This is a genomic window from Halobacillus shinanisalinarum, assembly GCF_022919835.1.
Classification (GTDB): domain Bacteria; phylum Bacillota; class Bacilli; order Bacillales; family Halobacillaceae; genus Halobacillus_A; species Halobacillus_A shinanisalinarum.
Genome location: NZ_CP095074.1, coordinates 2,907,806 through 2,920,264 on the forward strand (window position 1 = coordinate 2,907,806; position 12,459 = coordinate 2,920,264).

11 protein-coding genes and 1 pseudogene are annotated in these 12,459 nt (G+C 39.9%); 6 read left to right on the top strand and 6 right to left on the bottom strand.

Annotation, left to right across the window (positions count from 1 at the left end):
* Positions 1–94: 94 nt before the first annotated feature.
* A complete protein-coding gene (locus MUO14_RS14625) occupies positions 95–685 on the top strand; it encodes a class I SAM-dependent methyltransferase (RefSeq protein WP_244751381.1) in 591 nt (196 codons plus the stop codon).
* Here the strand turns inward: MUO14_RS14625 and MUO14_RS14630 are convergent.
* Positions 682–1,311 carry a pyridoxamine 5'-phosphate oxidase family protein gene (locus MUO14_RS14630; RefSeq protein WP_244751382.1) on the bottom strand — a complete coding sequence of 210 codons (630 nt, stop codon included), beginning with the start codon at positions 1,309–1,311 and terminating at the stop codon, positions 682–684. The two genes, MUO14_RS14625 and MUO14_RS14630, sit on opposite strands and share 4 nt — an antisense overlap.
* 71 nt (positions 1,312–1,382) lie before the next feature.
* On the opposite strand from MUO14_RS14630, the gene MUO14_RS14635 reads away from it, so the two are divergent.
* Positions 1,383–1,646, top strand: a complete 264-nt coding sequence (locus MUO14_RS14635) for a DUF2164 domain-containing protein (protein WP_244751383.1) — start codon at positions 1,383–1,385, stop codon at positions 1,644–1,646.
* A gap of 80 nt (positions 1,647–1,726) precedes the next feature.
* Here the strand turns inward: MUO14_RS14635 and MUO14_RS14640 are convergent, their stop codons facing one another.
* Together MUO14_RS14640 and MUO14_RS14645 are read right to left on the bottom strand one after the other, a co-directional pair.
* The gene (locus tag MUO14_RS14640) at positions 1,727–2,608 is read right to left on the bottom strand and encodes a DMT family transporter (RefSeq protein WP_244751384.1); all 882 of its coding nucleotides are present in this window, start codon (positions 2,606–2,608) and stop codon (positions 1,727–1,729) included.
* Positions 2,609–3,161: 553 nt separating this feature from the next.
* Positions 3,162–4,333: pseudogene (locus MUO14_RS14645) on the bottom strand (class I SAM-dependent methyltransferase).
* Between the two features lie 1,111 nt (positions 4,334–5,444).
* On the opposite strand from MUO14_RS14645, the gene MUO14_RS14650 reads away from it, so the two are divergent.
* From MUO14_RS14650 to MUO14_RS14665, 4 genes are all read left to right on the top strand, one after another.
* Positions 5,445–5,849 (top strand): GNAT family N-acetyltransferase, encoded by a 405-nt coding sequence (locus MUO14_RS14650; protein ID WP_244751385.1) that lies wholly within the window; start codon positions 5,445–5,447, stop codon positions 5,847–5,849.
* Positions 5,849–6,610, top strand: a complete 762-nt coding sequence (locus MUO14_RS14655; protein ID WP_244751386.1) for a class I SAM-dependent methyltransferase — start codon at positions 5,849–5,851, stop codon at positions 6,608–6,610. The genes MUO14_RS14650 and MUO14_RS14655 overlap by 1 nt, the downstream gene beginning before the upstream one ends.
* 446 nt (positions 6,611–7,056) lie before the next feature.
* Positions 7,057–7,872 (top strand): YitT family protein, encoded by an 816-nt coding sequence (locus MUO14_RS14660; protein ID WP_244751387.1) that lies wholly within the window; start codon positions 7,057–7,059, stop codon positions 7,870–7,872.
* A gap of 349 nt (positions 7,873–8,221) precedes the next feature.
* Positions 8,222–9,010: a SurA N-terminal domain-containing protein gene (locus tag MUO14_RS14665; RefSeq protein ID WP_244751388.1), complete on the top strand. Its 789-nt coding sequence runs from the start codon at positions 8,222–8,224 to the stop codon at positions 9,008–9,010.
* Positions 9,011–9,128: 118 nt separating this feature from the next.
* Here the strand turns inward: MUO14_RS14665 and MUO14_RS14670 are convergent, their stop codons facing one another.
* From MUO14_RS14670 to MUO14_RS14680, 3 genes are all read right to left on the bottom strand, one after another.
* A complete protein-coding gene (locus MUO14_RS14670; protein ID WP_244751389.1) occupies positions 9,129–10,151 on the bottom strand; it encodes an LLM class flavin-dependent oxidoreductase in 1,023 nt (340 codons plus the stop codon).
* A gap of 177 nt (positions 10,152–10,328) precedes the next feature.
* On the bottom strand, positions 10,329–11,654 hold the full coding sequence (locus MUO14_RS14675) for an efflux RND transporter periplasmic adaptor subunit (protein WP_244751390.1): 1,326 nt from the start codon (positions 11,652–11,654) through the stop codon (positions 10,329–10,331).
* Between the two features lie 16 nt (positions 11,655–11,670).
* Positions 11,671–12,345 carry a hypothetical protein gene (locus MUO14_RS14680; protein ID WP_244751391.1) on the bottom strand — a complete coding sequence of 225 codons (675 nt, stop codon included), beginning with the start codon at positions 12,343–12,345 and terminating at the stop codon, positions 11,671–11,673.
* Positions 12,346–12,459: the final 114 nt, after the last annotated feature.

Genomic DNA, 12,459 nt, shown 5'->3' on the forward strand with positions numbered 1-12,459 from the left:
TCATTTGGGGACTTTTTGAACAACCTCTTAAAGAAGCATAACGCAAGAAGAATTAGGGAATCTTGTAGGAATAGAATGGAAGGGGGGATATAACATGCTTGACCAGCAATTTTCTAAGCCAAGGGGATGGATAGGGAAGGGTGTTGGCCTTTTCATGGCCAAAGAAAACGAAGAGCTTAATAGGTGGACACAATCTTTCTTATCGATTGATGAACAGGAGAGTGTGTTAGAAATCGGTTTTGGACCGGGCACCGCCTTAGCGGGAATCGCTAAAAAACACCCGACCGTAAACCTCTATGGAATTGATGCTTCTGAGGCTATGCTGACCATGGCATTGAAGCGACTAAATAAAGTTCGCGGTCTCCAACAAATCTGCTTAATTCATGGAGAGGCAAGCATGATTCAGAATGTGCAAAAAAGGTTTGATAAGGTTTATTCCATTAATAATATAACCTATTGGAATAACCCTGTATACACACTAAGGCATATTCGCTCACAAATGAATACTAGTGGGAAAATCGCTCTTACGCTTTGTCCGCATGAGGATGGAGCTACTGACTCAACGACAGAAGTGCTTGGAGGTCAGCTGAAGTCCATCCTCCATGGTGCAGGCTTCAGTCAAATTGAAATTTTCATTAAGCCAACAAAGCCCAATAATACGGTGTGCGCAGTAGCAATAAATTAATAAAGCCGCGCGTGATAGCTTTCATTCAAAGAAGCTTGAACTCTTTCCTCATCATGTACGTCTAGTTTGGCGTGATCGGCCATCATTTTTGCAGGAGAAGGGAGTGAGGTTGTGTCGATCCACTCTTCCGAACGCCAGAGCTTGGATCGTTTAAAGGCCTTGGCACAATGGATGAAGCATTCATTAACATGCACAACAATGCCAACCTTTGGAACGTGTCCTTGAGCCTCCAATTTACGTAGCAGGTCTCCATCCTTAATAATGGTCGCTTCTCCGTTGATCCGCAACGTTTCTTCTATGCCTGGAATGAGAAAAAGCAGACCGATATGTGGGTTTTCCAATATGTTTCTCATCGAATCTGCCCGTTTGTTCCCCAGTCTTTCAGGGAGGAGTAAATGTTTATCATCAAGAACATATGTGAATCCAGGAGCATCGCCTCTTGGTGAACTGTCACACTCTCCTTTAGTGTTAGACGTACTGACGATGGCAAAAGGGGAGTGGGCTAAAAATTGCTTGGATAAAGCGTCGATGTACTTAATGACTTTATTGTCGGCTATTTTACCAGGAGTTCCTTGTAAAGAGTGGAGTTCTTCAACGGTGCGAACAGGACTATGATATGGTTTCATCGTGTTTTCCTCCTAAAGGGCTAGAATGTGGTAGGCTAATATATAAACGAATGACAGAGGGGAATTGTTTTATGATTAAATCACTAAAAAAAGAGCAAAAGGAATACCTCAAAGCTAGAATTAGAGAGTATTTTGAACTTGAGCAAGGTGAAGAAATGGGAGATTTAGCTGCTGATCAATTCCTGCACTTCATGATACAAGAAATGGGGCCTTTTTTGTATAATGAGGGGATAAATGATGCAAGACAAATGGTGGAGCAGAAGGTAATGAATCTTGACGAAGATTTACTTTCGCTTGAACGGCCAGCTGGGCGGCCCACCGATCTTAAGGGATAGTAAGGGGGTGTAAAGGTGAAAAAGGGGTTAGCTAATTAATAACTCTCCCCATTGTTTTAAGTGGCTATCCTGCGTTTCAGCTAAAGACTGGATATTGTTTTCCTTTTTTGATAGGTAGACAACATAACTCCTCCTACTATAAATAAGGATCCAATTATTTCTATACCTGTGATGGGCTTGTATAATAATAGTAACCCCATAATCATAGCAACAAAAGGCTCTAAATTAGATAATATCGAAGCCTTTGATGCATCAACGTGCCTAATGTTGTTATTCCAAATTAATGTAGCTATTCCATGTACAACAACGGCAGTCCCAGCCAGAAAGGCCCAATCAGCAAGGTCGGAGCTTATTCGTAACGGTGTGTCTAGTGTAAAGGCAAATGGAAGAGACACAATGAACCCCACGATATTCGAATACAAGGTAATTGTGAGAGGATCTACCCTTTTTGAGAGCCCTCTCGTCATAATAATCATAATGGCGAATGTGATCATCGTGACAATAATCCATAGAAGCCCCTTTTCAACATGCAAAGAGGATAAATTGCCTTTTGTTACAACAAAATAAATACCGATGATGGCAACTATAGACCCTATCAACATACGAACTGTAAACTTTTCTTTTAGAAATATGGCTGCTAGAAAGCCAGTTAAGATAGGGGTCGTCGCTAAAATTAATGCGGATGTGGTTGGATCAGCTGTTTGTAATCCTTCAAAAAAAGACCATTGATTGATAAAGACTCCAATAACCCCGAGGAAGAAAATCGTAAGTGCATCTGCTTTATTCACACGTTTCAAACGCCTTTTGTAAAAGGATATCCCAATTAATAGCAGTACAATAAACAAAAGCCGCAGCATTGTTAACAATGCAGGAGAGAAATCCTGAACTAAAATCTTACCAAAAACAAAGTTACTTCCCCATACAATCACACAAAAAGTTAGCCAACTATAAGCTTTTAACATACTGATCTCCTTTTCTATATCAAAACACCAACTATTTTATTTTAAACTTAGCCGATTGTTCCGTACAACATTTTATTGTTTAGTTGTGTCAAGTCCACTAAACGTCCTGTTTCGAACCGTAAATTTCCAATTTGTATGGTGGATTTCGTTATCTTGCTTTTACATTCGGAAGGCAACCGCGTACATGGTCAACTATTTAGGGTATGCTATTCGTAGAGGTTGTCACATGAAATCGACTTAAAAACCATAAGTAACCATTGATTATTGGAAAGCACCAATGATCCCTCCTAGTCAAACGAGAGGAGTGGCTTAGCCATGAACCATACGAAAAGTGACAATATTTACTGGTCGCGTTTGAATATGGAAAAATTAAAATTTTTCTATAGCGGCAACGTCAAAAGGCATTAACCGGCTACCGGAGCGGCTTGGAATTGAAGAAATATCTATTGTGGGCTAGAGAAGGAGAAAAGCATTGATGACGGAATGGTTCACCAACGAATCAAGTAAAGAGACAAAGGTGTAGGCACCTTTGTCTCTTTTAGAGTTAGTACTTTTACTTATACATATACTCTCGGCTCCAAGGAATGGAGTCATTTGGCCCTTTTGTGAAAATGAATTGGCCAAGGTCAACATTTCCAGTTTGGAATGATGCCGAACAGGAATTTAAATATAATCTCCACATTCTAATGAAACGCTCATCTTTTGTTTTTCGAACTTCCTCTAAGACATTCTCAAAATTATCAGCCCATTTTTCAAGTGTCTTAGCATAATGTCTCCGCAAACTTTCCATATCAATTAAGTAGAGCTTGTTGTCTGTAATGTGATTAACTAGCTCACTGACAGCAGGAATATAACCCCCGGGAAGATATGCTTCTCAATCCAAGAGTTGGTTCCACCTTCAATGGGGGAGGTAATCGAGTGGAGAACCGATAACCCGCCATCTACGAGTAATTCATTTACCTTTTGAAAATATTCCGGTAAATGATCCTGGCCGACATGCTCAATCATTCCCACACTGACAATACGTTCAAGCTGCTGCTTTTTTAAATCTCTGTAGTCCATTAAATGCACATCTACGGAATTTTCCAATCCGTCCTCTCTAATCCGTTCTTTCACCCGTTCAAATTGTTCCTCAGATAGAGTGACACCTGTTGCTTGCACTCCATAGCCTTTGGCCGCAGTGAGGATTAACTGCCCCCACCCGCATCCGATGTCTAATAACCTTTGCCCTTCTTGGAGGTTTAGCTTTTTTAGAATATGTGCCACTTTATTTTGCTGCGCCGTTTTAAGGGAATCACTTGCTGTCTTAAAATATCCGCAAGAATAGGTTATCGTTTCATCTAACCACAGCTTGTAAAAATCATTACCAATATCATAGTGAAACGTAGCATTTTCTTTGCTGCGTTTTTTTGTGTTTGAGAGCTTATCTAGAAACTGGGCATAGACCTTGCTATTGCCGAGGAAGCCTTTCTGACTTCGGTACATGGAGGTTACGATTTCTTTAAGATCACCTTCAACTTCAATCGTTCCGTCCATAAACGCTTCACCAAAAGCAATGGACGGGTCCTGCATGAGTTCCCCTTTTGGAATCACATCATGAAAGATGAGTGTGAAGTCTGGTTCCCCGTCCCCATATTTGACCGTTTCACCATCCCAAAAGGTGATCTCGATCGGATTCGAGAAGGTTTTTTTCAGTAACGTTTTATAAAACAGTTTATCAATCATTCAAAACACCTCGAAAAAATTATATAAGTGAGTGTTCAAAAAGTTGCCAAATTAGAAGGTCGACTAAGGTCGCCACGACACGCGAGCAACGTTTTAGTAGAAGTTCCACTGTTGCTTCATGATACGTGAGTAGCGAGGCAACTTCAGAGAATGTCCTTCTCCGCTGCCTTGCACCGAAAAATGTACTTCTTTGAATAGGCTCGTAGACGCAGGTGCACACGCTCCTCAACGAAGAGATTCGCCTCTTATCATTGTGACTTTTTGAACAACTTCTATAAAGCTTATTTGTAAATTGGATATGTGGTAAGGATGCACTCAATTAAATTAGCTAACTTTATATAGGATTCCCATAACTTTGGATAATAGAACCATTTTTATAGAGTTTTTCAATCCGGCGTTCGCCCGTATTGCTTAAACCTGAGGAGGGATCCTAAAATTATCGACTATATTGAAACAACCTCGATAGAAGAGGATTATGAAAAGATAGACGCAGCTGAATTACAGCTGACCGAAGCCATGTTATCTGCTTCCGAACTGGGGATCTATAAACGTGGGGAATGTTTGGAAGCCTAACGGGATTGGCGATCTATTTGCTAGGTCTTGCTGCAGGAGTAAGAATAAATAGAGAAGTGTATGGTGGTTTGTGAGGAGAGACCTGCAAACGATGCAGATTCTTATGTACTTAAATAGATTTACTACGTTCCCCTACCGCAGAATTTTAAATTTACGAGTTGATGAAAAGAGAGCCGGGGGTTATTAAGTCTTTGGCTCTAGTTTTTTAAAAAATAATTGGTGGATGGATCATGAAATATGAATATCTCAAAGGGATAAATAGTGCTTTGTTGAAGTATATACTGTGATGACGTGAATGGAGATAAAGTAGTGAAGAGGAAATGAGCTGTTTGAATGTAACCGTGTTTTTAGTTATGTTTTGTGCGGTATAATTTGGCCCTGAATTGGTTATTGGGATACAGGAAAAAACTATCGTTTACAAAGGGCAGTTCTTAAAGCCGAAAAGTGAAGGAGGTGGAGTTACATAAAGAACAAAGAGTATCCATTAGTCATCACAAAAGTAACTAAACCATTTAAGGAAGAAGCTAAAAATCTCATATTGGATGGGTTATTAGAACGTTTTGGTTGGATCGACCCGTCTCTTAACCCTGACTTAGATCATATAGAAAGACTTTATTGTCAAAATGGAAATGTGTTTTTGGCAGGTTTTATAAATAACGAGTTAGTTTGTACTGGTGCTTTGACCAGAAAAAACAGCAAAATTGGCCGGGTTCAACGAATGTCCGTTAAAAGAGAATGCAGAAGAAAAGGGTTAGGGAAGAGGATGCTAAAAGAACTTGAGTCTTTTGCTAAAGAAATGGGTTACGTTGGACTAATATTAGAAACAAATAATGACTGGATAAGCGCAATAAAGTTATATACTACAAATGGTTACCAAATCTACAATAATGATGGTGCATGTAGTCATTTTCACAAAACATTAAAATCAGAAAGAGGGTTATGATGAAAACGACAGATTACTCGAAAGTAGCTGATGTCTATGACAACAATTCGTTTAGATTTGATGAGGTTCAAATGGACACATACCTAGCAGATTTTCTCCAAAATTACCAGAGACAATCTTACAGTGTCATGGATTTAGCTTGTGGTACAGGCATATATCTCAATGATCAAACGTTATACTTTGAGTCGCATCCTATCCATTGGCATGGACTCGATGCTTCGAAAGAAATGCTTAGCAAAGCTGAAGAAAAACTAGAAGGGGTCACCCTGGTTCGAGGTTTAGCAGAAGATCTTCCTTATGGATCGGAAGCATTTGATTTCATCTCAAATAACTATGCATTTCACCATTTTACCAAGAAAGGACAAGTGATAGATGAACTCTATCGAGTATTAAAGAAAAATGGAATCTACAAACTACATAACATAAACATTCACGACATGGAAAACTGGTGGGTTTATCATTATTTTCCTGCAGCTTTTGAAGAGGATTTAGACAGGTTTTGGCAAAAGGAAGTTATCTTTAATGAACTTACTAGCCGAGGATTTACCGTGCGTATTGAGAGTAGCTTCCAGATGGAGAACATTAAAGTAGCTGATTACTTGGATCATGCAGAAAACCGAGACATTTCTGTACTTACTCTTATAAGTGATGAGGATTATTATGATGGCTTAACTAAAATGAAATATGATGTAGAAATGGATCCAGACAAAGCTATAGTTAACGATTTTTCCGAGCTCGTCTGTATAGCTAAGAAAGATTGACAGGGTGGGGAAGTTCTATGGATTTAATGAGGTATTTGCGTATCTAACTCGTTTTATGCACGATTTAATGACATATAAGCGTATTTTTCATAATGCGTATTAGCTTGTTAATCCTTGGAAGACCGAGTCCCAAACGAATCGCCGACAAGCCCACTTTCGGTCAAAGAAGGCCGGCACTGATTCCCTTACCTTCCTCTTAGGGTACTTGCAGCTAATGAGAAGCCGACCTCATAGTAATAGACCGAATCAATGGTTTTTTAATGACTCCACTCCACCAAAGTGACCTTTTGTCCGTAAGTTTAAGAAGTGTAATCCTCCCAAAAGGAAAGATCGATTGGTTGCGAAAGAGGTCTTTACTTCAGGTGATAAAAGTATTGACTTTTATTTTCGTGACCACTAGAATTCATTAGGTATTTCTACTATGTCCTGATCGAGGTGTGATACCAATGAATCAATTATATAGACTTGCTGTACTGTTTGTATTTTCCATTGTCTTAGGATTTGCCTTTAATATGTTCCTGCTCCCTCATGAAGTATTAACGGGTGGGATAACAGGTCTTGCTATGGTTTTTGGGCTGCTCTCTCCAATAAACTCTGGTATTTGGCTTGTCATTTTAAATATTCCTATTTTGATTATCGGCTGGATGAAACTAGGGAAGGAATTTATAGGGAACAGTATATTTTCCGTAGTCATCACCTCTATTTCGATGCAGTATATTCCAGTACTTAAGGTAACCGATGACGTGTTGCTATCAGCGGTATTTGGAGGGGTCATTGCGGGTATATCTATTGGCTTTATTATACGATTTTATGGGTCAACTGGAGGGTTTGATGTCATTGGACTTGTCCTTACTCAAAAACGTGATATCCCTCTGGGTGGATTAATTTTCGGTTTAAATAGTGTCGTTGTGTTTATATCAGGATTTATCTTTTCTTGGGATCTAGCACTATACACAATGGCCTCGATCTACATTACCGGAATTATTATCGACCGTGTTCATACCCGTCATATAAAATTAAGTCTTATGGTGGTATCAGATCGTGGAGATGAGATTAAAGGTGAGCTTATTAAAAATTTAATACGCGGTATTACTGTAATGGATGGGCAAGGTGCCTATTCTAATACTGAACGTAAGGTACTCTACACCGTTATCTCCCGTTATGAACTAGCTATAGTCAAGTCGCTTATTACAAGTGTTGACCCAAAAGCGTTTGTCAGCATCAGTGAAACTGTTGAAGTAGTAGGGAACTTTAGGAGATAATACTTTCAAGGGGGAGTGATTTTTTTGTAACTAAAGAAGCTTGTTCAAATGAAATCACGAAGACGTTAGGGTTTTGCATGTTTTCAGAACCTGTTTCAACGTGAGCCATTCACCATATAGCAAGAAGAGTTGATGAGAATGTGTTCAGTTCTACGAAAGAGAGTTATTGATTTTTACACAAATTTTACACATTTATTGAATTTTTCAAACCGGCTTTGTATAGGAAGCCTTTATGACAGTGTATAGTTATATGATTAAGGTTATCATAATGTCTTGTTCTATATAAGTGGTGTGTATATAGAACGTGATTATATGTTAAAATAACTAATACTATCATTAAGAAAGGGGAATGACATTGATTAAAAAATGGTTATTACTTTTATCCCTTGTCGTAACTGCATCTCTAATAGCTGCATGTGGTAATGCGGATGAGTCAGCTGAAGGCAATAATGAAAAGCAAGAAGCGCAGAAGGAAGAGTCTGCTAAAGATAAAAAAGGCGAGGAGGGTGCCGGGCAGACAAAAATGCCTGAGCCTGACTTAGAAGGTGTTCCTGAAGTTGTTGCAAAAGTAAATGGAGAAGAAATTCCAAAGGAAAAATTTAAAACTAGCTATGAAGGACAATTTCAGCGAATGGCTATGCAATCACAGATGTCAGGGCAAAAGGTTGACCAGGATAAATTAAAAAAGCAGGTTGCAGAGGGTCTAGTTAGTCAAGAACTCCTCATACAGGAGGCAGACAACCGTGGCCTTAAAGCTTCACAAAAGGCCATCGATGAAACACTGAATGGATTAGTAAAACAAAATGGCCTTAAATCGAAAGAGGAGTTTATGTCTGCTTTGAAGAAACAAGGCATGAATGAAGAAGAAGTAATGAGCCAACTTAAAACTCAGGTAAAAGTAGATCAGCTAATTGCTGCTGAGGCTGGTGACGTTGAGCCAACGGACAAAGAGCTAAAAGCTGCTTATGATCAGATCAAAAAACAGCAAGAGCAAATGGGTGGAGGAGCAGAGATCCCATCCTTTGATGAAATGAAACCAAAACTTGAAACACAGGTGAAGAGCCAAAAAGAAGCAAAAGCGGCTCAAACTCTCGTTGAGAAACTTCGTAAAGATGCGGACGTCACTGTCAACTTATAATTGAAATGATTATCAATATTCAATCAGCTGGAGAAGCTTTTGAATAACTAAAGGCCAATTCCCTTTATAGATAAAGGGAATTGGCCTTTTTGATCAACGAGATCCTGTCCTCTTCTTTTTAAAAATGGAAACTCTCACTAGCCACAGATTCACGAAGCTGGAAGGCATCTGCTATCAGTTCATAAGATTTCATCCGTTCCTCAAAAGGAGAAACAATCGTGTTAATAATGACTTCATCTACCTGATAGTAATTTGCCAGACTCTCTACTTCACTTTTGACCTTTTCAATCGAGCCGACGACCATACGGCTGCGATTTTCACGAATCCGTTGTTCTTCAAACATGGTATATGGATAGCTAAACGCTTCTTCAGGCGTTGGGAAGTGATGACGGATTCCGCCTTGCTCAATTTTTAAAAGGGCAAGATCCAAACTGGCTGCCAAGTATTCAGCTTGTTCATCGGACTCTGCACAAACGACGAATATGGAGACGTTCCCCTGAGGCGTCTGCTGCTGAAGGGATGGTTGAAAATTATTCGTATAGCGATCCATTGCGCGAGCGCCGCCATACCCATTAATAAAATGTGCAAAGGAGTAGGAAACCCCAATATCCGCTGCAACTCTTGCACTTGTTCCGCTTGAACCAAGCATCCAGACGGGTGGCGCGGTATCACCTTGTGGGGAGGCGAAGATACCCATATCTTGAGGGTCTTTGCCATGCAGATAGGCGATTAATTCCTCGACCTGAGCAGGGTATCCCTCTATACTCGGGATCTCCCCTCGGTTTAATGCCAAGTTGACGTTTGGCATGCCGCCGGGTGCACGTCCAACACCTAAGTCAATCCGATTAGGGTACAGTGTTTCAAGTACTCGAAAGGATTCAGCTACTTTATAAGAGCTGTAATGTGGCAGAAGAACACCACCTGTGCCAATGCGTATTCGCTCTGTATGTGCGGCTAAATGGGTTGTCAATATTTCAGGTGAAGACCCTGCCAAGCTATTTGTACTATGATGTTCTGCTACCCAAAATCTATGAAAGCCGAGCTGGTCAGCCCATTTGGCGAGCGCCGTCGTTTGTTGTAATGCATCATGAGGACTCATTCCTGTTAATACAGGGGATTGGTCCAATACACTTAATTTCATGTTCCCTTACCCCTTTTAGAATAGTAGTATTATTATCCCATGTGAAAAGGTAGAAGGCAAAAATTAATAATTTGAAATTGTAAAATCTACCAAAAGGGGAGTGTCCGTTGTATTAGGTCCCTGCGTTTCTGTGAATATTGTATTCTGCGATTCACATTTTGCGTTTTCAACTTATTTTCACCTATTCATCAGCCCTAATAATCCATAATCTAACATCAGGGAGGGGTCTATATGAAAAAGATCTCGCATCTGTAAGTCACTTAACTTAAGTGGGGTGAAAAAGACAGCCCCTTTACGGAATTCATCCACAGGCTGGTCAGCGAGGTGTTCGTTGTTTTCTAATCCCTCGATCACCTGGACAATTCCATCTTCAGTGATGCCTGTTTTAAGCTGTCTTTCTTCCAGGCGCCCTCGCTCATTCATGATCCAGGCGGCCGTATTCTCATTCGTCATTAACAGGTCATCAAAAGCAGCGACAGTATCAATCGCTTTATCTGTAATGATTTCAACATCGGCGTGATAGCCAGGTTTAATTTCTTCACTTTCACCATCAACAATCACTTCATACGGATAGTCACTAGTACGATTGACATCTATTTTTTCAGGAAAAGGGTGAATGGTCTCAATTGTACCAGGTAACTCAATATTTAAGTCAGGGATGCGGACAAGTGAGTTCATCCCCTGCTCTACAAGTTTTCTGTGATTCTCAGATAACTCCCCGCTCACCATTAAATTGCTTGATGAAAGGGTAAGCAAAGGAGATTTAAGGTTTTCGGATAGATCGGTTACAACACCAGAAAATTCGCTCGTTACCGTGATCGTTTGTCCTGTTTCCTCAAGCTGGCCAAGTTGGTCTTCAATCATAGTAAGCTGGGCCTGCTTTTGCGAAAGTTTTAGTTCTTTTTCAGCGAGTGCTTGCTCTTTCATAAATTCCATTTCGACCGTTGAATCCGTATTCCTCCTCTCCTGTGGTTGAGACTCTCTATCTTGTGAAGAGCGATCCTCTGTTGAAGGTGCTGGTGAAAGGAAAGGGTTATTATCCCCCTCCATTTCAGACCCTTGCGGAAAAGAAGGAAGGCTAGCCGCTTCTGATTCAGGTATTGTGAAGCCTTCCAATTCATTGATGTATGTCTCGATCGAGGTGATCTCCTCTTCTAAACGGGATGCTTCTGACTCAAGCTTATTTACTTGTGTGTTATAATCGACGACTTCATATGTATAAAGCTCATCACCTTCTGAAATTTCATCGCTTTCTTCAACTAAGAACTCTTGAAACGCACCGGTTTGTTGATCAAAGTAAATAGCATTTGTATCGCTTGCAGTAAAAACACCTTTAGTATTGATTGTTTCATAGAGGTCGTATGTAAAGGATTCGGACCATTCATTAATGTAAGATTTCCGTTCCACTTCACTGTCACGATCAAAGGATATTAAACAGGCATTAAGTAGTAGAAAAGCAATGGTGCATAGTCCTATGATTCTAACTTTATAGCGTGTTTTCATCGTCTTCCTCCTCACGTTAAGATGTAAGTAGATGTACGAGATACGTACCGTAATGGGCCAAGGAAGCTGCTCCCGCCCATGTGATTATGTGCCACAGAATGACACCTGTAATAATCCAGCCTCTTTTTGATGTGGAAAGGAAAGATATACATTTGATTTGAAACCAGATGATAAGAATTTGAAAAAGAGAGATTGCACCAAAGAAATAAATCAGCCATTCTATGTTTGTTATGTAGGAAGCAACAACGCCAAACGAGAAAGGCGATACATACCAGTCTAGACCGGCATAAATTATAAGTGGAATCCAAGCGATCCGCTCGATCAGCATTATAAGTAAAACGTTCATTTGAATAATCATTGTTTTTTTGTAGGGCAACTCAAACATGATCCAAAATACTAGAGAAGCGATAAAAATTACCCCGAAGAACAAGAGAAGGCTGTAGCCAATCCTCCCGATAATGAACCATGCCTTATAAAACTCATACTCTGTGCGATTAAATTCAGTCATGTTCATCGATATAGGGTCGGTTCCTAGTCCAAGCCATGCCATCCATATGTATGTAAGAATAGTTAATAGCATTAAAGAGAAGAAAGCTTTCCATAGATTTCGTATTCGCTCGGCCTCTCTTAGTTTAAATAACTGGTCATGAAGTCGTGTGAAGAGTTTAAATACATGGGTCGAATAAATCATCTGCTTCATCCTTTAAGATCTGTCTATTCTCTTCTAAGTTTAACTTAATTTGTCAAAGCGTGCTATATGATTCTATCAATTATTGGAAAAGCGCCGCTCCAAAATGGAGCGGCG

What these genes read in the sequence shown, in the direction of transcription:
- MUO14_RS14625 (WP_244751381.1), top strand. Translation starts at nt 95, where the DNA reads ATGCTTGACCAGCAATTTTCTAAGCCAAGGGGATGGATAGGGAAGGGT.
- MUO14_RS14630 (WP_244751382.1), bottom strand. Translation starts at nt 1,311, where the DNA reads ATGAAACCATATCATAGTCCTGTTCGCACCGTTGAAGAACTCCACTCT.
- MUO14_RS14635 (WP_244751383.1), top strand. Translation starts at nt 1,383, where the DNA reads ATGATTAAATCACTAAAAAAAGAGCAAAAGGAATACCTCAAAGCTAGA.
- MUO14_RS14640 (WP_244751384.1), bottom strand. Translation starts at nt 2,608, where the DNA reads ATGTTAAAAGCTTATAGTTGGCTAACTTTTTGTGTGATTGTATGGGGA.
- MUO14_RS14655 (WP_244751386.1), top strand. Translation starts at nt 5,849, where the DNA reads ATGAAAACGACAGATTACTCGAAAGTAGCTGATGTCTATGACAACAAT.
- MUO14_RS14660 (WP_244751387.1), top strand. Translation starts at nt 7,057, where the DNA reads ATGAATCAATTATATAGACTTGCTGTACTGTTTGTATTTTCCATTGTC.
- MUO14_RS14665 (WP_244751388.1), top strand. Translation starts at nt 8,222, where the DNA reads ATGACATTGATTAAAAAATGGTTATTACTTTTATCCCTTGTCGTAACT.
- MUO14_RS14670 (WP_244751389.1), bottom strand. Translation starts at nt 10,151, where the DNA reads ATGAAATTAAGTGTATTGGACCAATCCCCTGTATTAACAGGAATGAGT.
- MUO14_RS14675 (WP_244751390.1), bottom strand. Translation starts at nt 11,654, where the DNA reads ATGAAAACACGCTATAAAGTTAGAATCATAGGACTATGCACCATTGCT.
- MUO14_RS14680 (WP_244751391.1), bottom strand. Translation starts at nt 12,345, where the DNA reads ATGATTTATTCGACCCATGTATTTAAACTCTTCACACGACTTCATGAC.